Source organism: Maribacter sp. R77961 (assembly GCF_044594925.1).
In the GTDB taxonomy this organism is placed as follows: Bacteria; Bacteroidota; Bacteroidia; order Flavobacteriales; family Flavobacteriaceae; genus Maribacter.
In genome coordinates this window covers 1,080,386-1,100,815 of record NZ_CP138991.1, presented here as the reverse complement: position 1 = coordinate 1,100,815, position 20,430 = coordinate 1,080,386, and the positions used below count along the sequence as shown (strand labels likewise).

Below are 20,430 nucleotides of genomic sequence, written 5' to 3'. Positions count from 1 at the left end.
CAAACCTTAGCGTATTATATTCTCGATTATTGAGTAAATCTCGATTATCGAGTAAATGGTGTTATCTTAGAAACCGATAAAAAGTAAATCAAAGCTTGAAAAATACGCTGTTCATACTTGTTTGTTGTATGCTTTGTAGTTGTAAAGAGGAGGTGAAAGACGTTGTTATTTACGATTGGGTTCCTTTGAAAGTTACTGCAACGGCCTATAATTCCACGCCTGGTCAAACGTCGTACGAGCATCCAGAAATAACGGCTTGGGGAGATTCCATTACACCTGGAGTAAAATGGATAGCGGTGTCTAGAGACTTATTACGGAAGGGCTTAGGGCATAATACTATGGTTAAAATCGATACTTTTAAAGGAATTTACTTGGTAAAGGATAAAATGAACAAACGCTGGACCAACCGAATTGACATTTACATGGGGGAAGATGTCACAAAAGCAAGAGCATGGGGAAAGCGCAAGATAAATATCGAATATGCCGTAAAAAGGGATACCACAAGAAATTTGGCTGAAGAATGAAATTTTACTTACCATTACTTGCATTAGGGATATTGTTCGTTTCCTGCGGGACAACGAAATCTATTATAGATAAGCCAATTATTTTTAATAAGGAACGGGAAATACTAACATTGGAATACCTATCAAAACGTTACGGACTTGAAAAGGATACTCCAGAAATTATTCCTAAAATGATCGTGCTGCATTGGACGGTCATCCCCACCTTGGAAAAATCTTTTGCCGCCTTCAATAATCCTAGCTTACCCAATTGGCGTCCAGATATAAAAGACGTTAGTGGCTTAAATGTCTCTTCGCAATTTATGGTAGACCGAGACGGAACCATATACCGACTAATGCCGGAAACAACGATGGCCAGACACGTTATTGGTTTGAACCATTGTGCTATTGGTGTAGAAAATGTTGGTGGTGACAAAGACCAACCACTGACCAAAGCACAGTTAAAGTCTAATATTTGGTTAGTGCGCTATCTAGCGGATAAATATCCTATCGAATACCTTATTGGACATTATGAGTATACCCTTTTTGAGAATCACCCCTTATGGTTGGAAAAGGATGATGGATACCGCACCAAAAAAACAGACCCTGGAACAGCCTTTATGAAAAAGGTTAGAAAAAATGTAATCGACTTAAAATTTAAAGAACTCCCAAAATGAAGCACCTAGTTCTCATATTCCTTGCACTTGTTTCCGTAACTCCCATAATGGCCCAAGATGCAAACATTACCACACAGCTTTACGATACCTATGAAAGCTATAAAGAACCTTCCTTGGATAAACGGCGCATCAAATACCAAGATATACAAGTCCTACTCGCCGCCCTAGCAAAGAATGCAAAGTTTAGCGTAAATAAAGTAGGTAGCTCTATAGGTGGTAAAAGCTTAAACTTAATTAGTATTGGAACTGGTGCTACCGATGTTTTTTTATGGTCACAGATGCACGGGAACGAGCCTACCGCTACACAAGCAATTTTTGATATTCTTAATTTTTTGGACAGTCCCGATTTTGCAGAAGAGAAGCAGGCGATTTTAAGCAACCTAACCGTACATTTTTTACCCATGTTAAATCCTGATGGCGCGGAATTATTTCAACGAAGAAATTTATTAGGTGTTGATATCAATAGAGATGCCTTACGGCTGCAATCCCCAGAATCACAAACCTTGAAAAGAGTTCGGGATAGCCTTGAGGCCGATTTTGGTTTTAACCTGCATGACCAGAGCACCTATTACAATGCCGAACGAACCGATAAACCTGCTACTATTTCTTATTTGGCACCTGCTTATAACTATGAAAAAGATATCAATGAAGTTCGCGGAAATGCTATGAAAATTATCGTCTTTATGAACAGTATTCTACAGAAATACGCACCGGGACAAGTAGGCCGTTATAACGATGATTTTGAGCCACGTGCCTTTGGAGATAATATTCAAAAATGGGGGACAAGTACTATTCTCATTGAATCTGGCGGCTATCCTGAGGATACCGAGAAGCAGGAAATCAGAAAATTGAACTATGTTTCCATCCTTTCCGCCATCTATACCATTGCCAAAGAAAATTATAAGGACATTCCTATTTCCGAATATGAGAAAATTCCAGAAAACGACCGTAAACTGTTCGATTTGAAAATAAAGGAAGTCACCTATAAATTGATGGGGAAATCGTATAAGATAGATTTAGGTATTAATCAAGTAGAAGTGGATTACGAAGACCATAAAGACTTTTGGTATAGTAGCCGTATTTGGGACCAGGGCGATCTGTCTACCTATTATGGTTACGAGACTTTTGATGCTACTGGATTTACGATAAGAGAAGCGCAAGTTTATCCCAAACTGATCTCCACTATGGAGGCCCTAAAAACACTAGATGCTAAAACTATTTTGCAGCAAGGTTTTGGATATGTACGATTAAAAAACATCCCTAGTAAAGCATTAAATGCCCCGTTTCCGTTTCATATCATTGGAGAAAAACATGAAACACCTAAGCTTCAGTTAAAACCGGGCATTAACCCTAGTTTTTTTCTTGAAAAGGATGGAAAATTAACGCATGCTGTGATCAATGGGTTTCTAATTGACTTAGCAGCAGAAAACATAGCTATTCCAAACGCGATGCTATTTAGATAAGCTATTAATATCCGAACTGTACATTGATATGTGGGCCATATTTTAATAGGAGTACCAGCATAACCACTAATGTGGTGACAATGGTTGAAAATAAAATCAAGACTAGACTTTTATATCCGTTGGACAACACTCCAAGGGCGCTTTTCTGTATAATTTCGTTGATGACATCCATAATTTTTCTTTTTTAAATTCAATAGCATTTGTTTTTCTAGGATGTGATTCGTTGTGTACTATTTGGGGTTGTTCTAGTAAGGAAACAATTATTAATCCAAAAACCCTACTGTTTATTGATATAAAACAAAAAAAGGGAGGCAATAGCCTCCCTGATCATATTTATGTTTTTCTATTAAACCTATAGACTGGCCGTGTCCAATAAAGCAAAGAATTTATCCAAGTTTGGAAGGATAACTATTTTGGTTCTTCTGTTCTTAGCCATATTTTCTTTGGAATCGTTGGCTACTAAAGGGATGTAGCTACTTCTTCCCGCTGCAATCAATTGCGTTGGGTCTACATCATATTTGGTCTGTAACTCCCTTACTATGGACGTCGCTCTTTTTACACTAAGATCCCAGTTATCCGTAACCATTGGTGTATTTATAGTTCTAGAATCGGTATGGCCCTCTACCATGACTTCCATACTTGGCTCAGATTTAATCACCTCTGCCAATTTGTTCAAGATTTTTTCCGCTTTGTTACTTACTCTATAACTGGCAGTATTGAATAATAACTCATCTGAAATATTGATCATAACTACAGTTTTGTCAATACTTACTTCTACGTCCTCATCGTTATCAGAAATAGATTGCTTTAATTTATAAGAAACCGCCAAGTTCATAGAATCTTGCAAGGTTTTAGCTGCTGCCAATTTTGATGCATCCACTTTTTCTAAAGTCTTACGCATATTCGCTTTGGTATTGTTACTCATAACAGCGACATCGTCTACGGATGTGTATTGACTGTCATTCATTTCCTTTAGCGAGTTTATTTTAGAGTTGTACTCCGCAACACGTGCTTCAATCTTAGAAAATTTTGTTTCCAAATCTTCTTTTTCAACCTGTGTCTTGGTCAACATGCTTTGTGTTTGTGCTAGGTTATCTTCCAAAGCAACATATTTCTTTTTTGAAACACATGAAGTTAAAAGTGCAATAGAAAGTATTCCAACTACTGATAATCTTTTCATTTTAATTATTCTTTAAATTAATATTAGTGTTATCAGTAACATTTACGGGGAAAATCGATAAACGGATGTTTTTCTTTTGATGATCCATAGAAACCCAAAGCTTTAATAACCACTAAGGGATTGGCATTCAATCTTTTATTCCGTTAAATAAAATTCATAAAAAAAGACGCTGATTAGCGTCTTTTATATCGTAATAGGATTTGTTCTTACTGGCAGCCACCTTCAAATCCTTTTGCATCGAACTTGGTCTGTACCGCTCCTTCTCTTGACCCGGTATTTACTTGAATGGCTAAATTATTAACACCACTACCATCTCTTTTGGGGCTACAATATTCAAACAGATAAAAACTGTTGGCACGTTCGGATATCTTTTCAGAAATATCGTTAAAGGTTTCTTCTAATTCTTCTTTATTCGTTGCAAAGACAGAAGCTGTTTTACCGATTTCCGTTAATACTTCTGTATCTATTTCACTACCCAAACCAATACTAAAAAATGAAATATTGGAATCTGCATCCGTTACCTTTTTCAAAGCGGCATCCTTCGTAAATCGAGAGGCTTGGTCGGTACCATCCGTGAAAATAACAACAGAGGCCGCCCCAATTTTTCCACCAGTAGTGGTTTCTCTTATTAGGTTAGAAGCAATATCGGTAGATTTTATGACCGCACCGTATAAATCCGTAGAGGGGTCGGCGCTAATATCATCCGTTATACCATCAATTGCAGTGATTAAATCCTGTCTTGAAGGTGTCAGCTCGTTCAATAAATGCAACTTGTCCTCACCATCGAACCAATAAATTGCCATTTGGAAAGATTCTTGGGCCGTTGCAGGCATTACATTATTGATAAAACTTGTACTTGCAATTTTTAACTCTTCCAGACTACTGTCCAGAACACTATTACTTAAATCGAGTACCAAAAGTGTGTTATTACTGAATATCTGGGCATTTGGAGAGATTCGCGCAAAAGATTCCGATGTAGAAATAGTATTGAAACAATCATCGTTTCTTCCTTGTTCATAAATTGTAAACTGATCGGCATTTAAGCCTGGTACGGGATTTCCGTTGGTATCGGAAACTCTAAAGAAAATAGATACTTTTCCAGGCAAAGTGGTAAACTCTTCTTGAATGGACAAAACCAATTCACCTTCTTCTAGTCCTAAGCAATCGTCAACAGGAACTCCTTTACCAAGACCGTCACCAAAATTCAAATTTAGATTTACATCGTCATCGGCATTTCCACATGAAACAAATAGCGCTAGGAAAAAAGCAAATCCAAAGGTCTTCAAAAATAATTTCATAAACATATATTTTGGGTTCAACAAGCAGAACGGTCTTTCTGGTTAGAAATTATGGGTGATTTCAAAAAATATGTTAAACATTGTTAAAGTAGCAGAATTAGGCTCTAGAAACCTATAGGAAATAGGTAATTTTCAGTTCTGTACCAACCTCAATTCCAGCAGAAGGATATCCATGACTCACGAATTAAAGAAAATAGTTAAGCAGCACCTCCTTTACAAAGAAAAAGCCCTGCAATGCGTACTTGCTACCGTGGTCGCTTTGGACGGCTCATCTTACCGAAGACCCGGTGTGCGAATGCTTATTTGTGAAAACGGGGAACTAACTGGGGCCGTGAGTGGCGGTTGTGTTGAAAAGGAAGTCGTTTTTCAAGCCAGTTCTGTATTTAAAACTGGTAGTCCTAAAATGATGACCTATGACGGCAGGTTTAGACTAGGCTGTGAAGGTATTCTTTATATCTTATTGGAACCATTTAAACCTAATAATGCACTGCTAAATGCTTTTGACAATGCAATTGAGGAAAGGAGAATGTTCACCTTGCTATCGCAGTATGCTAAGGAATATGGCGAATATCATAATTTAGGTTCTACATTTATTATTGCTGGAAATGAGCATCATCTTCAGCCAAATTATCTAAAAGAAGCTACATTAGAACTATTTGAACAAGTCATGCACCCCTGTCATAAATTAGTGATCGTAGGAGGCGAGCATGATGCAGTACAACTTTCTCAGTTGGCCCTGCAAATGGGTTGGGAAGTAACGGTATGCACTGTTCCTACGGAAGAAAAGACCAAAGCCGATTTTCCAGGTATTGATATTTTATGGAATACGGACCCTTTTGAAATACCCGCGGCACAAATAGATGAACAGACCGCAGTGGTTTTGATGACCCATAGTTATGTAAAGGATTTAAAATATCTGTTTGCCCTTAGAAATAGCAGCCCCATGTATTTTGGGCTTTTAGGGCCTTCAAAAAGAAGAGAAAAGTTATTTGGTGAGTATATTGATCTATATCCTGATGAGGATTATGACTTTTTCGAGACCATTCATGGGCCTGCCGGACTCAACATAGGAGCGGAAACTCCCCAAGAAATTGCTATAGCCATACTTTCTGAAATTTTGGCCGTTACAAGAAATCAAGAACCAATGCTGTTGAAGGACAAACAAAAAGGTATTCATAATTGAAAGATGAACCTAAAATAGCGATATTGTTAATGGCAGCGGGTAGTGCTAGTCGTATGAAGACTATAAAACAGTTACTCCCTTGGAAAGGTTCCAACCTATTGCAGCACACCCTTAAAACCTTACGGAAAGTTCAAAAAGAACATTTATATGTAGTACTTGGTGCTAATTATGAGCTTATTTTAAAAGAAATAGACTTTGTATCCATTCCTGTAACCACCATTCAGAATAAGCATTGGAAAAAAGGCCTCGGTAATAGCATTTCTTGTGGTGTTGCCCATATACTGGATAAGAATGAAGATTATGAAGGCATTCTAGTCTGTTTAGCAGATCAGCCTTTACTGGACAGTACTTATTATCGTCAGTTGATACGCGAATTTAAATTACACCATAACCCTATAGTCGCCACTAAATATGGAAAAAAAGCAGGCGTTCCAGCTATTTTTAGGCGTAACGTTTTACCGGAATTAAGACTTTTAGATTCGGATAACGGCGCTAAGAACATATTGGACAGAGATAAAAAGGCAATTCATATCTTTGATGCAGGGAGCAAAATTGTTGATATAGACACTCCTGATGTGTATCAAAAGCTTTACGAACAGTATAATTAACACAAATGACTAAAAACACTTTTTCAAAAAATACGAACCTTTTCGTTATAGTCTTTATGTCTGCAGTTTTCGCTTCTGTGGGACAAGAGATGAGTTTTGAAGAGTATAATCCTAAATCTACCTTGATTGTGCCGGGTAAAGAGATAAAGCAAGCTAAATTTCCTTTTATCGATGTGCATAGCCATCAACGTGATATGTCCGTTGGCAAATTAACTTCCTTGTTGAAGGATATGGAATCTTTAAACGAAGGTATCATGGTAAACCTTAGTGGTGGTTCTGGTGCAAGCCTAAAGGCTAAAATAGATAACATTAACGAAAGTTTTCCAAACCGATTCGTTGTATTCGCCAATGTTGATTTTTCTAATGTTGATGGGGCCGATTGGGGGAGAGAGCCGCACTACAACTAGAACAGGATATTAAAAACGGTGCTAAGGGACTTAAAATTTTTAAAAGTTTGGGTCTACGTTACAAAGATGCAAAGGGCGAACGATTGGCAATAGATGATACGCGTTTGGACCCCATATGGGCCAAATGTGCGGAAATGGGTGTGCCCGTACTTATTCATGCGGCAGATCCTAAATCTTTCTGGGATGACATGAACAGCGATAATGAGCGCTGGTTAGAACTAAAAACGCATCCCCGGAGAAAACGTTCCGAAACGAACCCTGCTCCTTGGGAACAAATAATTCAAGAACAGCACAACGTTTTTAAAAGACATCCAAAAACAAAATTCATAAATGCACATATGGGTTGGTACGCAAATAATCTGAAAAAACTAGGTAAATTGCTCGATGCCATCCCCAATATGAATGTGGGTATTGCCGCCGTAATTGCGGAGCTTGGAAGACAACCACAAAACGCACGCGCTTTTTTTATAAAATATCAGGATAGAATTCTTTTTGGAAAGGATAGTTGGAGACCCGAGGAGTTTCCTACCTATTTCAGAGTGCTGGAAAGTAATGACGAGTATTTTCCCTACTATAAAAAGTATCATGCTTTCTGGGCTATGTACGGTTTAAACTTACCGGACGAAGTACTTAAAAAAGTATATTATAAGAATGCATTGAATTTGATACCTGGACTAGATAAGTCGCTTTTCGAGAACTAACTCTTATGACTCGACTCTTTTTCTTTGGAGCCATTGACAAGACCTTCTATATCTTGAAAAATACCACAGGATAGTTCTTGCTTAACCAGCGACTTGGATTTTTTCTTCTTGGTCAATGCCTCAATTTCCTTGTTTAAAAACTGCATACGATTATTTTATGCTTAAAACGGTCTATATTTCAGCTTGTTGTATCAGCAAGCATGAAAATTTTATGCTTTTCTGTGATTTTTTTAATGTGATGTATACCAATAAGAAAACCAACGAAGCCAAATGGCTAAAGAAATAGCATTTTCGAAATTAATACGTGAGCATCAGGGACTAATTTATAAGGTAGCTTCAATTTATACAAATACGAAGCAAGACCAAGAGGACCTCTTCCAAGAAATAGTCTACCAACTATGGAAGTATTTTGATTCGTTCAGAAATGAATCGAAAATCACTACTTGGATGTATCGTGTAGGAATGAACACCGCAATTACCTATTTAAAAAAATCGAAACGGAAAAATTTAAACTCCATTCCCATATCCGAGGCGATCATTGGTAGCAGTGAAGTTTCAGATGAAGTTTACGAAGAGCGTTTAAAACAGTTATACCAGCACATACAACACTTAAACTCCTTAGAAAAAGGACTAATGTTATTGTTACTAGAGGGGAAAAGTTATAAGGAGATGGCAGAAATAACCGGGTTAAGCGATTCTAACATCGGTACAAAAATCTCTCGGATTAAATCGAAACTAAGAACTAACATGACAAAATCATAACTCATGGAACTAGAAGAATTACAAGCAGCTTGGACTCAGATGAGCAACGAACTAGAAAAACAAAAAGAACTTACGAATACACTTATTATGGATATGACAAAAGAAAAGTATAATGCCAAATTTAGAACTATAACCAATTATGAAAAAGCGGGTACCTTGGTGTGTGTCGCGTCCGCTGTATTCATAGCGTTGAATATTCAAAAGTTAGATACTTGGTATTTATTGGCGTGTGGATTGTTTGCCGTTTTATTTAGCGTGATTATGCCCATTCTTGTACTTGGTGCCCTTAAGAAGATACGACAGTTAGACATTGTTTATCTAAACTATAAAGAGGCGCTTCTGAAATACACCAAAGCAAAAACAAACTTGCTTAAAATACAACGCTATGGTAGTTACGCCTCTATACTATATATAGCTGCTTTTTTACCAGCTGTAGCTAAGATTTTTAATGGTAGAAATCTTTTTTTGGAGCCTTCGAATTTATTTTGGAAACTTGCCGTAATGTCTGTTTTTATGGTGTTTTTCACCTATTGGGGTTATGGTCATTACAAGCGCATAACCAATGCTGCGGAACAACTGATCAAAGACCTGGAATAACTTGGGGCAACTTATTCCGTAAGCTTTTTTTGAATGTAATTCAAAATCAGCATCCAATTCATTTTAAGTAGGAGGGAAGCGGTAGGGACATTGTCATCCGCAATGGCAGAAATTATGGCATCGTGTTGATTGTCAGATTTATTGTAAAAAGAATCATCTGTCATAAATGCCCTTTCATAAAAGAATATGCGTGTTTTCAAATCGCTTAAAATCTGCAAAGCCAAGTCGTTTTCGTACCCTTTGGTCAGCAACCTATGAAACTCTAAGTCTGCCTGTATGCGAGACAGTGCATCCTTTGCTTCTTCAAAAACCTGCTGCTGTAGCTTAAGGGCTTCAATATCCTGCGTGTCGAATTCTGTGTTTTCAATGGCCATGACCTCTAAACTGGCTACGAGATTATACAAGTCTTCGGCCTCCTTTACATCTAACTCAGCTATAATGAAACCTCTATTGGGTACGGCCTTAATAATATTGGCCTGCTGTAATTGGGTCAATGCTTCACGAATCGGAGTAACGCTGACATTCAATTCTCTTGATAGTGCTGCTAAATTTAGGGTTTTACCTATTTGAAGCTTGCCTTTTACCATTTGGTTTAGGAGATGATCCCTTACTTGTGCCCTTAAATTTACTTTCCTTAACATATAATCGTATATCGTATACGATTTAAACTAGAAATAGTATATTTTATTGTTAAGCGTCTAAACTAGTTTAGAAGAAGATATTAAACCAAAAAAAATCTTCTAAAATTAATCGCGTTCTAAGGTATCAGCAGTGCTGGATTGCTAAAATCAACCCAAGAAATAATCCCCGGAGCAAGCCCCGAGGCATTGTTAACGAATTCATTTGCAAACTTTGATGTTATAGGCGAGGCAAGCCTTGAGGTATTAACCCAATAGAGAATAAAAAAGGATATGATTGATTAAGTCATATCCTTTATGGCTTAACTGCCACTTCATCAGGAAGTAAATTCCCTTCTCCGTTCCCAACGTATTCGCTTACTACCTGAATTACTTGTAAAAAAAGCGAATTTTTTTGATGTCGTTGGGGATAAGCTTCTGTAATGTTTCATAACCCCGATTTTTATTGATTGATGATGTTCTTTGATTAGTACATATGGTTCCTGACCTCTGCCCATTGTACGCGTTTACTGTTCCTGAAATTAGAAAAGAAAGAATGTCTTCTAGATTCCGTCGGTGATTGTCTGTTAAAAGTTCTCATGATGTTCGTTTTTTGATGATTGATGAAAATTGATTGATGATGTTTTGATTAGTGCATATGGTTCCTGACCTCTGCCCATTGTACGCGTTTACTGTTCCTGAAATTAGAAAAGAAAGAATGTCTTCTAGATTCCGTCGGTGATTGTCTGTTAAAAGTTCTCATGATGTTCGTTTTTTGATGATTGATGAAAATTGATTGATGATGTTCTTTGATTAGTGCATATGGTTCCTGACCTCTGCCCATTGTACGCGTTTACTGTTCCTGAAATTAGAAAAGAAAGAATGTCTTCTAGATTCCGTCGGTGATTGTCTGTTGAAAGTTCTCATGATGTTCGTTTTTTGATGATTGATTAAAATTGATTGATGATTGTTATTGTTTTGCTTATGTCTAATAGACGAGCATAAATTACTTTTGTTACAGTACTATGTTATAAAAGGTACTATTTTTAATAATATTTAACACTTTTACTTCTTTAAAAAAGATATAAATAACTGATTTTTAATTATTTAAATATATTCTTGTGAATTACAAAAAAGTGGTTTTGATTTAGTTAGGAAGTTTTCTTAGGTAGATTATCGTTTTCTTTTGAAAGGAAATATCTTGTTTTGGTCGGTAAATGAACCTCGATTTTTTTAGTGAATAATTTATGATGCTAATTCTCCTATCCTTATAATTAGGTGTGTCATAAATTAGAGGAAGTTTATGAAATGTAGTAAGCAATAACAGATTACTTCTCTAGAATCAATATCTAGAATAGTAGGCTCAAGACATGAAATAGTGAAGTATATAAGGCTATAATGTTTTTAAATATTCTAACACGGCCATTCTTTCAGCATTGGTTAATTCATCACCAAAGATATGCCCGCCATTGCCATAACCTTTTAGGTTGGTATTGTATGTATTCTTATCTGATTGACCATTTTCTACAGTATAATTCCAACCAACTTTTGAAGTGTCATAATCCGCATTATCAAAAGAACGTTTCCAAAACTCAGGTCTCGCTTTACTATTCAGCATATCCAATAAGGTGGGAACCGAACCATTATGTAGGTAAGGCGCTGTGGCCCAAACACCATCCAGTGGAGGTGCAATATAGCCGCCTTCTGGAACTATTTCCAAAGGACTACCAAATGTACCGAACCATCCATTATTGAACCAATCCAAGAAATAAGTGTTTAATTCAGAAGGGGTATTGTAATGATTAGAAAGCTCTGGGTCTGTCTGAATACTTTCCAAAGCGACTAGGAAATTTGGATACGATTCTTGCGCTCCGTAAGTACCATGACAGGAGGAACAGGTATTTTCAAAAATTACTTTTCCTTGCCCTGCCAAATTGGTATCTATCTCAAAGGGATATTCCGGAGCCTCTAAACTATAAATATAAGCCAGAATATCTTCTACCTTCTCATCTACCTCAATAGCTTTTTCAGTACCATCAATGGTTAAGAGGCTTGCTCCAATAAACGACTTACAAAAATCCATTCTGCCCATACCGGTATAGAACATGGCGTTTTTCTTTTTTAACAGCCACCAAGCGGGTACATCGGTGGGCAATACTTCGTCATTGAGTTCAATCAAGGGCTCTTCTTGCCACTCCAAAGTATTCTTATCTCTATGCGATATCAAGACCTCCGTAATTTTGTTCGCTGGATTTACACCCCTACTTTTTGTTAATGTCTTTGGACCTATGGCCAATATACTCTTTGAAAATTGGGCGTAGGAAATCGCTTCAGGACTATCCGAACCATATATGGAGTTAATTGCAGCCGTTAGTAGCGGCACATTATCTGCCCTATTACCAGTGTAATCGCCATCATGCTGTCCTAATCCAATAACATAAGAATCATTTATAAAAGAAGAATGGCAATTTAGACAATTTGGAGCTACTGCCCTAACACCATTTTTCGTAGTAAAGGCGGTATTATCATAAGAAATTACGGCATTATCACCAGTTCTATTTAGAACATTGGAATTATCCTCTCCATTCCCAAAAACCCATGCATCATAGGGAATACCCGAGCTCATATAATCGCCTGTGAACATGTAGGTTTCACCTGCGGAAGCATTTCCAGGTCGTTGTGCGGATTCTGGTATTGCAGTTGTTCTTATAATTATGGGTTGGGGTTCTTCTATTACTTCTGGCTCCTCTATAATTTCTAATTCTTCCGCTAAATTTTCACTAGAGCAGGAAGCTAGTAATAACACACTTATTAAAAAGAATTGAATATGAAATTTATGTTTCATTTTTGAATTAAAAAAGTATAATCCTTAAAGGTAATTAATGCTATTTTATAATAAGGCATAAACGGTTAGATGGTCATTTTTGTCGACAAATGGCCCTTGTCAAATACTTGCTTTCTATCTTACTTGAAAATTAAAATACAAATCTTATCTTTGTAGGGATTCTGATAGTTTAGTAATTAGATGTTACTTCCTTAAAAAAGAGCAAGATTTAGTACCTCATATTGCTGTATATTTTTATTCAAGTTCCTTTATAATGCTATAGTTCAGATATAACAATTATAATATTTTAAAATTATCAATGGCAAAATCGCAACAGACATTTAATAAAACTGAAAAAGAAAAAAAACGTTTAAAAAAACGTGAAGAGAAGCGAAAGAAAATGCTTGCTCGGAAAGCAGAGGCTAAAGAGAACGGAACTTCCGGTATTCCTTTGGCTTATGTAGATTTTAATGGAAATTTGGTAGATACCCCACCAGACCCTTCAATGAAAGTTGAAATAGAGGCAGAGGATATTGTTTTGGGTATACCTAAGAAAGTTCCCGGTGAAGAGGAAGCTTTTGACCCTATTCGTAAAGGAAAAGTTTCATTTTTTGATTCTTCAAAAGGTTTTGGTTTTATAATCGATGCTGAAAACAATGAGAAGTACTTCGTTCACGTAAGTGGTCTTATTGATGAAATCTTTGAGAATGATAACGTTTCTTATGAACTTGAAAAAGGGATGAAAGGAATGAATGCTGTTCGGGTTAAGAAAATCTAACCGCTCTACACACTTTTAGTATCTAATTTGACGGTAGCCAAACGTAACACGGGTTTAATTGTATTGGCGTTTTTTGCTATTTACGTTATTTGGGGTTCTACCTATTTGCTTAATAAAATTGCTGTAACGGAACTGCCTGCTTTTATGTTAGCAGGTATGCGATTCGTTATGGCCGGATTATTAATATTTATCATTTCCAAAGTCTTAGGACTTCCATTAAAAATCACAAAAAAACAGTTTGTAAATACCCTAAAAGCAGGTTTTTTATTCCTGACCTTTGGTAACGGCGTTGTGGTTTGGGCCCTACAGTTTGTAGATAGTGGTTTTGCCGCATTGGAAGTTTCAGCCCAGCCTTTGGTGGTGTTGCTCTTGATGCGCATACTACAGGGAAAAAGGATTCAGCCCATGTCAATTGTCGGTGTTCTGTTAGGAATAATCGGTATCTATCTTTTGGTAAGTCAAAAACAAATAATAAGCCAAGAAGGTGCCTTACTGGGAATGGTTTTGATTTTCGCTTGTATGTTGAGCTGGGCCTATGGTAGTTTATTTGTGGGAAAGGCCGACTTACCCCCAAACTATTTTGTAAATACAGGTTATCAAATGATTACTGGTGGTATTTCTATGTTTCTGATAAGTTCAGTAATTGGAGAGCAATGGATTTCTCCTACAGAATGGAGTCTTCCCGTATTATGGTCAATGCTATTGCTTATCGTGTTTGGTAGTATTGTCGCTTTTACAGCTTTTAATTACCTACTACAGGTGGTTTCGCCAGAGAAGGTAGCTACTTCTTCCTACGTTAATCCTATTATAGCCATGCTACTTGGCTGGTATTTTTTGAATGAAGAAATTACCGCACAGTCGGTAATCGCCGCCATTGTTTTATTAACGGGGGTCTACTTTATCAATACCAAAAAGAAGCTCACCCTATTTTCTCGTTTCTCCTCTAAACAGGTGTCTGGCGATTAAATCTAAAGTAAGATTCTGCAAAGTTCGCTGCATTTTTAAGACTGTTTTAGTTCCCATGTTCCCATAATAAATCTTAAAAACTTAATACAATAGGCAGTACATCTCCAACCTTCATTTCCTCAATTCCAATACTTCCTATGCGCACTCTTACAAGACGTATAGTTGGGAAACCCACTGCTGCCGTCATTTTGCGGACTTGCCTAAATTTCCCTTCTGTTAAGGTAATGCTGATCCATGAAGTTGGTCTATGAACCCCAATCCTTAATTTTTTATCAGCTTTGGGCAACATTGGTGGTGTACCTAATACCCTTACTGCACAAGGCTTTGTCCTATAACTTTCACCAAATAATCCAATGGACACGCCATTACTTATTTGCGCTATCGCTTCTTTGGTTATAGCACCATCCAATTGGGCGTAATACTCTTTTTCTATATCGGAATGATTAATATGGTTACTTAATTTTCCATCTGTTGTCATTAATAGTAAACCCTCGGACTTTTCGTCTAAACGACCAATAGGCATAATTTCTGACGGAAAATTATAGAGCTCTCCAAGGAATTTTTTCTTTCGAACTTGTCTTTCTTCTCCGGATCTTAGCTGACTTAACATTCCCACTGGTTTATATAATTTGAAATGTGTGGATATACTCATTTTAGTTAAAGAAAAAAGAAGAAATCTGTAGCGATCGTTTCATTGGTCGGAAAGATACCCTTTTTAACCTAATGATTAGTAAAACCCTATGAAACATCGTACCTTTGCAGGCTCCCGAAAAAAGATAGTATGCAAGAGACGGTAATCGAATTACAGGACAAAAAGACGGATAAAGAGTTATACAGCTACCAACAAGGTGCTATCCAACAAATATTTGAAAAATTCGATAATGAACGGGAAGATTATCATCTATTATATCAGCTACCAACTGGTGGTGGTAAAACGGTTATCTTTTCAGAAATCGTAAGGCAATACCTTAAAAATCACGCTAAAAAAGTATTGGTGATGACCCACAGGGTAGAGCTTTGTAACCAAACCTCTAACATGTTGACCGAATTCGGTGTCACCAACAAAGTCGTGAACAGTAAGGCCAATCTGGATGATCAAGAGGAGTATACCTGTTTCGTTGCCATGGTCGAAACCTTAAATAATAGATTAAATGATGATAAGCTCGATATTTCTGATGTTGGTCTTGTTATCATTGATGAGGCCCACTATAATTCTTTTACCAAGTTATTCAAGTTCTTTGAAAACTCTTTTATTTTAGGTGTCACCGCTACACCATTAAGTTCTAATAAAGATTTGCCCATGAACGGCAATTATGATGAACTAATCGCAGGAGAATCTATTGAAAATTTAATAGCGAACGACTTTTTGGCAAGAGCGGAAACCTATCAATATGATATGGGACTAACCTCGTTAGAAGTAGGTTCTAATGGTGATTATACCGTAAAATCATCATCGGACCTCTATACGAGCGCTTCAATGTTGAACAAGCTCTTAGAAGCCTATACCAAGCACTCCAAAGGAAAGAAAACCTTGATATTCAACAATGGTATAGAGACTTCCGTTCAGGTATACTACACTTTTAAAAATGCCGGCCTGCCTATAATGCACTTGGATAATACCGCTACAAAAAAGCAGCGAAAGCAAATACTCCAATGGTTTAAGGAAACCCCGGATGCCATTCTTACTTCCGTAAGTATATTAACTACGGGATTTGATGAGCCTACGATAGATACTATTATCTTGAATAGGGCCACCAAATCTTTGACCTTATATTATCAGATGATAGGAAGAGGTTCTCGTGTACTCAACAATAAGTCAAAATTCACTGTAATCGACCTCGGTAATAATATGTATCGCTTTGGTCCCTGGGGTGCTGATTTGGATTGGAATGCTATCTTTAAATCGCCGAACTTCTACATGGACCGTATTAAGGACGATGAAGAGATAGAAGGTACTTTTAAACATGACCTTTCGGAGGAAATTAAAGAAGAATTCGCAAAATCGGAAAACACCTATTTTGATATTAAGGCCACTTATAAAGATGCAACCTTCTCCGGTGAAAGTTCTAAAGTAGTTTTAGAGAAATCTATTGCCCAGCACGCCTATATCTGCATTGAAAACAGTGAAGATGTCTACGATGCCATTGCTTTAGCAAAACTGCTTAAAGAAGACATAGATAACAGAATTCAGGTTTATGGTAAATGCATCAGCAAGAGTACTTATAATTTTATAAGTTGGCTAAAACTAGATTACCAGAAAAAACTGAATGCCTACTTGCGTGAGAATTTCGATAGGGTATTCGAAGATATCAATGGCTTTCCTCCAGAGGACTAAAAAACCGAATTCTTTCCTAGAATCGTTTTAGTTACGGATAGAAAACTTCTTTTTATCTGTTAGAATTTGTACATCCTATACTATTCATTTCCTATTTTTACAAGTATGGAAAAGGACTTGAAAATTGCTATAATTGGTGCTGGTGTAAGTGGATTAATCGCCGCCCAGGTATTAGAAAACAATGGTTTTGAACCTATTATCTATGAGAAGACGGATAGAGTAGGTGGTCGTGTAAAGACCGACCTAATGGATGGTTATCAACTAGACCATGGTTTTCAAGTTTTGCTAGATGCCTATCCAATGGCAAATAAATACTTAGATTATAAAGATTTAGAACTTCAAAAATTTCTACCAGGAGCCGCTATTTATGCAAAAGGAAAAAAAGTCGTTATTGGAGATCCTTTAAGAAAGCTGTCTTTACTTTTTCCTACGCTAACTTCGGGGATAGGCAGTTTATCCGATAAATATCATATCCTTAAATTAAATACTGAACTCAAAAAGAAATCTATTGAAGCTATTTTCAAGGATACGGAGATTACCACCATGGCCTATCTGAAAAATAGGGGGTTTAGCGATGAAATCATTTCCTCCTTTTTTAACCCTTTTTTTACAGGAATATTCTTAGAGGAAGAATTGCGTACCTCTTCCAGAATGTTTCAATTTGTTTATAAGATGTTCGGTATGGGTAATGCAACATTACCAAAAGCTGGTATTGGCGCTATTCCGCAACAGTTGGCCCAAAACCTGAAGAGAACTAAAATTATCTTTAATACGACCTTGGAAAGCTGCGAAGATGGCAAACTCCTATTTAAAGATGGTAGTACTAAAAGAATAGACTACACTATTATAGCCACCGAAAGTTCTGCACTAGTGAAAAACATGCGTAACCAAAAGGTACAATGGAAATCTTGTCAAACCTTATATTTTACGGTCCCAAAGAATAAGGATTCAAGACCGCTCATCGGATTGGTTCCTAAAAAAGACTCGTTTATAAATAATATCTTTTTTCATAACACGCTAAGCACCAAAAACTCCGGCCCGGACGAACTCCTATCGGTTACTGTGGTAAAAGACCATAATTTTACAGAGTCAGAATTAATAACACAGGTTAAAACTGAATTACAAACAGCATGCGATATAAAGAATGCCAACTATCTTAAAACATATAACATCCCCAAAGCGCTTCCAGATTTAACTAATATTGCTGCCAGTATATCCCCTACGGAAACGAGATTAACAGATACTCTTTTTTTAGCAGGAGATTATCTTGTAAATGGTTCTTTAAATGCTGCCATGCTTAGTGGTGAAAACGCGGCTTTAGGGTTGCTAGAGGTGGCGAAAGGAAAAAGCCTTTAAAAGAAATTGATATTAGACTTATATTTGACAAAGAACACGGTCTTAAAGCGTATATCTGAGACTTATGAATAGAAGAACATTTACAAAGCATACGGCTACAGGTCTTGCAATTGCATTGCTTCCTAAACCTCTCTTTTCTATGGACGATAAGAAAAACTATAAATTAGGTTTACAGGCTTTTAGTATTAGAGATGCACTAAAAAAAGACCTTATCGGAAGTCTTAAAACGGTAAAGTCCCTTGGATATGAAGATCTTGAATTATATGGTTTTGACGCAGAAAACACGAGGTATTACGGTCATGAAGCCCGGGAGTTTAATAACTTATTAGGCGATTTAGGTTTGAGTTCTTCTAGCTGTCACTATGGATTTTCTGACTATTTAGAGGCATCAACAGATGATTTGAACAAATACATAGATGCCTGTATTAAAGGTGCTGACACGCTTGAGCATAGTTATATTACTTGGCCATGGATGGCACCCAAGCAGCGAACGGAAAAAACTTTTAAAAAACTTCCGGAGCTTTTAAACCATATTGGAGAACGAATCACTAAAGCCGGACTTGGTTTTGCCTATCACAACCATGATTTTGAATTCGCAACCTACGATGGTAAAACAGGTTACGAACGTATTATAACAGAGACGGATGCATCCCTGGTAAAACTACAGTTAGACCTTTATTGGGCGGTACATTCTTCTGAGAAGACGCCTCAAGAATTAATCGCCATGGCGCCAGAGCGTTTTGTTATGTGGCATATTAAGGATATGGACAAAATTACCCGGGATTATAGTGAACTGGGTAACGGTTCAATTGATTATAAACAACTACTCCCAAAACTCGATAAAAGTGCTTTAGATTTCTATTATCTGGAACAAGGGGGTAATTTTGCAATAAACGATATGCAGAGTATTACCGATAGCGCTATTTATTTTAAAGAAAAATTACAACGATACTTATGAAAAATATGAAATTCAACATACCTGCCCTAGTACTACTAACTATTTTATTACTTGGACAATCTTGTAAGGAGAAATCATCGAATGAAGCGGAGAGCAAACCCCTTGTTCAATATGATGAGCCATCGTCATTACTCCCTATCGATAAATTAAGACTCCCGGATGGTTTCAAGATAGAGGTCTACGCGGACAGTATTGATGGTGCACGTTCCATGGCTATGGGCGATAATGGTACCCTTTTCGTAGGTACAAGAAATGAAAATACGGTTTATGCTATTCAGGATAGGGATCATGATTTTGTAGCCGACAGAACTATAGTACTCGACACTACTATGGAAGTCCCTAATGGCATCGCCTTTAAGGATGGGAGTCTATATGTTGCAGAAGTGAGTCGTTTATTAAAATTTCCGAATATTGAATCTCATCTAGATAGCTTGCCTGAACCTGAAATTATTTATGATGACTACCCGGATAAATTCCACCACGGCTGGAAGTATATTGCCTTTGGACCTGACGACAAACTATATGTACCGGTAGGTGCACCCTGCAATATTTGTGATTCTACAGTGGTCGATGAGCGTTATGCTACCATTACAAGAATGAATCCAGACGGCACCGACAGAGAAATCTACGCTAAAGGTGTTCGTAATAGTGTTGGGTTTACATGGCATCCGAATACTAAAGAGCTATGGTTTACTGATAATGGCAGAGATATGCTCGGAAATGATATCCCGCCTTGTGAGTTGAACAGGGTAACAGAAGTTGGTCAACATTTTGGCTATCCGTATTGTCACGGTGGTGTTGTGAAAGACCCTGAATTCGGTAACCAAAAGCCTTGTTCGGATTTTATTGCACCAGTACAGGCCTTGGGAGCACATGTAGCACCGCTTGGCGTCAAATTTTATACCGGGAAAATGTTTCCGGAGAAGTATAAGGACTATGCCTTTATCGCTGAACATGGCTCATGGAACAGATCCGAAAAAGTAGGCTATAAAATTGCTATGGTTAAACTTGAGAACAACAAGGCAGTAGCTTATGAAACTTTTTTGGACGGATGGTTAGATGAGGCCTCTCAAGAGCGTTTTGGTAGACCTGTAGATATGTTGTTTTTAGAAGATGGCTCTATGCTTATTTCAGATGATTACGGAGATGCCATCTATAGGGTCAGCTACGAAAAGCCTTTGGTTGCCCAAGTGAATTAAACCATAACATATCTGTATTAA

Annotated in this window: 22 protein-coding genes; 15 read left to right on the top strand and 7 right to left on the bottom strand. The window is 37.2% G+C overall.

Features of this window, described 5'->3' with window-relative positions:
• Nucleotides 1-128 precede the first annotated feature (128 nt).
• From SJY09_RS04765 to SJY09_RS04755, 3 genes are read left to right on the top strand one after another with little or no spacing between them, the layout of a single operon-like run.
• Nucleotides 129-524 (top strand): 3D domain-containing protein, encoded by a 396-nt coding sequence (locus SJY09_RS04765; protein WP_396637820.1) that lies wholly within the window; start codon nucleotides 129-131, stop codon nucleotides 522-524.
• A complete protein-coding gene (locus tag SJY09_RS04760; protein ID WP_396637819.1) occupies nucleotides 521-1,177 on the top strand; it encodes a peptidoglycan recognition family protein in 657 nt (218 codons plus the stop codon). Before SJY09_RS04765 ends, SJY09_RS04760 begins: the two co-directional genes overlap by 4 nt.
• Nucleotides 1,174-2,640, top strand: a complete 1,467-nt coding sequence (locus tag SJY09_RS04755; protein ID WP_396637818.1) for a M14 metallopeptidase family protein — start codon at nucleotides 1,174-1,176, stop codon at nucleotides 2,638-2,640. The genes SJY09_RS04760 and SJY09_RS04755 overlap by 4 nt, the downstream gene beginning before the upstream one ends.
• 4 nt (nucleotides 2,641-2,644) lie before the next feature.
• Here the strand turns inward: SJY09_RS04755 and SJY09_RS04750 are convergent, their stop codons facing one another.
• The 3 genes from SJY09_RS04750 to SJY09_RS04740 form a co-directional block, all read right to left on the bottom strand.
• A complete protein-coding gene (locus SJY09_RS04750) occupies nucleotides 2,645-2,812 on the bottom strand; it encodes a hypothetical protein (RefSeq protein ID WP_396637817.1) in 168 nt (55 codons plus the stop codon).
• 180 nt (nucleotides 2,813-2,992) lie between these two features.
• Nucleotides 2,993-3,820, bottom strand: coding sequence for a flagellar motor protein MotB (locus tag SJY09_RS04745; RefSeq protein WP_396637816.1), 828 nt, complete (start codon nucleotides 3,818-3,820; stop codon nucleotides 2,993-2,995).
• Between the two features lie 206 nt (nucleotides 3,821-4,026).
• Nucleotides 4,027-5,118, bottom strand: a complete 1,092-nt coding sequence (locus tag SJY09_RS04740) for a VWA domain-containing protein (protein ID WP_396637815.1) — start codon at nucleotides 5,116-5,118, stop codon at nucleotides 4,027-4,029.
• A gap of 172 nt (nucleotides 5,119-5,290) precedes the next feature.
• Between SJY09_RS04740 and SJY09_RS04735 the strand changes: the two genes are divergently transcribed.
• From SJY09_RS04735 to SJY09_RS04720, 4 genes are read left to right on the top strand one after another with little or no spacing between them, the layout of a single operon-like run.
• Nucleotides 5,291-6,301, top strand: a complete 1,011-nt coding sequence (locus tag SJY09_RS04735; protein ID WP_396637814.1) for an XdhC family protein — start codon at nucleotides 5,291-5,293, stop codon at nucleotides 6,299-6,301.
• Nucleotides 6,298-6,909 carry an NTP transferase domain-containing protein gene (locus SJY09_RS04730; RefSeq protein WP_396637813.1) on the top strand — a complete coding sequence of 204 codons (612 nt, stop codon included), beginning with the start codon at nucleotides 6,298-6,300 and terminating at the stop codon, nucleotides 6,907-6,909. Before SJY09_RS04735 ends, SJY09_RS04730 begins: the two co-directional genes overlap by 4 nt.
• A gap of 5 nt (nucleotides 6,910-6,914) precedes the next feature.
• Nucleotides 6,915-7,316 (top strand): hypothetical protein, encoded by a 402-nt coding sequence (locus SJY09_RS04725; protein WP_396637812.1) that lies wholly within the window; start codon nucleotides 6,915-6,917, stop codon nucleotides 7,314-7,316.
• Complete coding sequence (locus SJY09_RS04720; protein WP_396637811.1) at nucleotides 7,289-8,017, top strand: amidohydrolase family protein; 729 nt, start codon at nucleotides 7,289-7,291, stop codon at nucleotides 8,015-8,017. Before SJY09_RS04725 ends, SJY09_RS04720 begins: the two co-directional genes overlap by 28 nt.
• On the opposite strand, the gene SJY09_RS04715 is transcribed toward SJY09_RS04720, so the two are convergent.
• Nucleotides 8,014-8,163, bottom strand: a complete 150-nt coding sequence (locus tag SJY09_RS04715) for a hypothetical protein (protein ID WP_396637810.1) — start codon at nucleotides 8,161-8,163, stop codon at nucleotides 8,014-8,016. The two genes, SJY09_RS04720 and SJY09_RS04715, sit on opposite strands and share 4 nt — an antisense overlap.
• A gap of 124 nt (nucleotides 8,164-8,287) precedes the next feature.
• On the opposite strand from SJY09_RS04715, the gene SJY09_RS04710 reads away from it, so the two are divergent.
• Together SJY09_RS04710 and SJY09_RS04705 are read left to right on the top strand one after the other, a co-directional pair.
• Nucleotides 8,288-8,779, top strand: coding sequence for an RNA polymerase sigma factor (locus tag SJY09_RS04710; protein ID WP_396637809.1), 492 nt, complete (start codon nucleotides 8,288-8,290; stop codon nucleotides 8,777-8,779).
• A 3-nt stretch (nucleotides 8,780-8,782) separates the two neighbouring features.
• Nucleotides 8,783-9,376: a hypothetical protein gene (locus tag SJY09_RS04705; protein WP_396637808.1), complete on the top strand. Its 594-nt coding sequence runs from the start codon at nucleotides 8,783-8,785 to the stop codon at nucleotides 9,374-9,376.
• 11 nt (nucleotides 9,377-9,387) lie between these two features.
• On the opposite strand, the gene SJY09_RS04700 is transcribed toward SJY09_RS04705, so the two are convergent.
• Together SJY09_RS04700 and SJY09_RS04695 are read right to left on the bottom strand one after the other, a co-directional pair.
• Complete coding sequence (locus SJY09_RS04700) at nucleotides 9,388-10,017, bottom strand: GntR family transcriptional regulator (protein ID WP_396637807.1); 630 nt, start codon at nucleotides 10,015-10,017, stop codon at nucleotides 9,388-9,390.
• A gap of 1,369 nt (nucleotides 10,018-11,386) precedes the next feature.
• The gene (locus SJY09_RS04695) at nucleotides 11,387-12,838 is read right to left on the bottom strand and encodes a hypothetical protein (RefSeq protein ID WP_396637806.1); all 1,452 of its coding nucleotides are present in this window, start codon (nucleotides 12,836-12,838) and stop codon (nucleotides 11,387-11,389) included.
• Nucleotides 12,839-13,136: 298 nt separating this feature from the next.
• On the opposite strand from SJY09_RS04695, the gene SJY09_RS04690 reads away from it, so the two are divergent.
• The gene (locus tag SJY09_RS04690; RefSeq protein WP_396637805.1) at nucleotides 13,137-13,595 is read left to right on the top strand and encodes a cold-shock protein; all 459 of its coding nucleotides are present in this window, start codon (nucleotides 13,137-13,139) and stop codon (nucleotides 13,593-13,595) included.
• A gap of 27 nt (nucleotides 13,596-13,622) precedes the next feature.
• A complete protein-coding gene (locus tag SJY09_RS04685) occupies nucleotides 13,623-14,561 on the top strand; it encodes an EamA family transporter (RefSeq protein ID WP_396637804.1) in 939 nt (312 codons plus the stop codon).
• 73 nt (nucleotides 14,562-14,634) lie between these two features.
• Here the strand turns inward: SJY09_RS04685 and SJY09_RS04680 are convergent, their stop codons facing one another.
• Nucleotides 14,635-15,213: a pseudouridine synthase gene (locus SJY09_RS04680; RefSeq protein ID WP_396637803.1), complete on the bottom strand. Its 579-nt coding sequence runs from the start codon at nucleotides 15,211-15,213 to the stop codon at nucleotides 14,635-14,637.
• A gap of 129 nt (nucleotides 15,214-15,342) precedes the next feature.
• On the opposite strand from SJY09_RS04680, the gene SJY09_RS04675 reads away from it, so the two are divergent.
• From SJY09_RS04675 to SJY09_RS04660, 4 genes are all read left to right on the top strand, one after another.
• Entirely contained in the window at nucleotides 15,343-16,896 is a 1,554-nt protein-coding gene (locus SJY09_RS04675; protein WP_396637802.1) for a DEAD/DEAH box helicase, read from the top strand.
• A 105-nt stretch (nucleotides 16,897-17,001) separates the two neighbouring features.
• Nucleotides 17,002-18,252, top strand: a complete 1,251-nt coding sequence (locus tag SJY09_RS04670; RefSeq protein WP_396637801.1) for an FAD-dependent oxidoreductase — start codon at nucleotides 17,002-17,004, stop codon at nucleotides 18,250-18,252.
• Nucleotides 18,253-18,316: 64 nt separating this feature from the next.
• Nucleotides 18,317-19,210 carry a sugar phosphate isomerase/epimerase family protein gene (locus tag SJY09_RS04665; protein WP_396637800.1) on the top strand — a complete coding sequence of 298 codons (894 nt, stop codon included), beginning with the start codon at nucleotides 18,317-18,319 and terminating at the stop codon, nucleotides 19,208-19,210.
• Nucleotides 19,207-20,409, top strand: coding sequence for a PQQ-dependent sugar dehydrogenase (locus SJY09_RS04660; protein ID WP_396637799.1), 1,203 nt, complete (start codon nucleotides 19,207-19,209; stop codon nucleotides 20,407-20,409). The genes SJY09_RS04665 and SJY09_RS04660 overlap by 4 nt, the downstream gene beginning before the upstream one ends.
• Nucleotides 20,410-20,430: the final 21 nt, after the last annotated feature.

Coding starts and splice junctions, on each gene's coding strand:
- SJY09_RS04765 (WP_396637820.1), top strand. CDS start 129: ATGCTTTGTAGTTGTAAAGAGGAGGTGAAAGACGTTGTTATTTACGAT.
- SJY09_RS04760 (WP_396637819.1), top strand. CDS start 521: ATGAAATTTTACTTACCATTACTTGCATTAGGGATATTGTTCGTTTCC.
- SJY09_RS04755 (WP_396637818.1), top strand. CDS start 1,174: ATGAAGCACCTAGTTCTCATATTCCTTGCACTTGTTTCCGTAACTCCC.
- SJY09_RS04750 (WP_396637817.1), bottom strand. CDS start 2,812: ATGGATGTCATCAACGAAATTATACAGAAAAGCGCCCTTGGAGTGTTG.
- SJY09_RS04745 (WP_396637816.1), bottom strand. CDS start 3,820: ATGAAAAGATTATCAGTAGTTGGAATACTTTCTATTGCACTTTTAACT.
- SJY09_RS04740 (WP_396637815.1), bottom strand. CDS start 5,118: ATGAAATTATTTTTGAAGACCTTTGGATTTGCTTTTTTCCTAGCGCTA.
- SJY09_RS04735 (WP_396637814.1), top strand. CDS start 5,291: ATGACTCACGAATTAAAGAAAATAGTTAAGCAGCACCTCCTTTACAAA.
- SJY09_RS04725 (WP_396637812.1), top strand. CDS start 6,915: ATGACTAAAAACACTTTTTCAAAAAATACGAACCTTTTCGTTATAGTC.
- SJY09_RS04715 (WP_396637810.1), bottom strand. CDS start 8,163: ATGCAGTTTTTAAACAAGGAAATTGAGGCATTGACCAAGAAGAAAAAA.
- SJY09_RS04710 (WP_396637809.1), top strand. CDS start 8,288: ATGGCTAAAGAAATAGCATTTTCGAAATTAATACGTGAGCATCAGGGA.
- SJY09_RS04705 (WP_396637808.1), top strand. CDS start 8,783: ATGGAACTAGAAGAATTACAAGCAGCTTGGACTCAGATGAGCAACGAA.
- SJY09_RS04700 (WP_396637807.1), bottom strand. CDS start 10,017: ATGTTAAGGAAAGTAAATTTAAGGGCACAAGTAAGGGATCATCTCCTA.
- SJY09_RS04695 (WP_396637806.1), bottom strand. CDS start 12,838: ATGAAACATAAATTTCATATTCAATTCTTTTTAATAAGTGTGTTATTA.
- SJY09_RS04690 (WP_396637805.1), top strand. CDS start 13,137: ATGGCAAAATCGCAACAGACATTTAATAAAACTGAAAAAGAAAAAAAA.
- SJY09_RS04680 (WP_396637803.1), bottom strand. CDS start 15,213: ATGAGTATATCCACACATTTCAAATTATATAAACCAGTGGGAATGTTA.
- SJY09_RS04675 (WP_396637802.1), top strand. CDS start 15,343: ATGCAAGAGACGGTAATCGAATTACAGGACAAAAAGACGGATAAAGAG.
- SJY09_RS04670 (WP_396637801.1), top strand. CDS start 17,002: ATGGAAAAGGACTTGAAAATTGCTATAATTGGTGCTGGTGTAAGTGGA.
- SJY09_RS04665 (WP_396637800.1), top strand. CDS start 18,317: ATGAATAGAAGAACATTTACAAAGCATACGGCTACAGGTCTTGCAATT.
- SJY09_RS04660 (WP_396637799.1), top strand. CDS start 19,207: ATGAAAAATATGAAATTCAACATACCTGCCCTAGTACTACTAACTATT.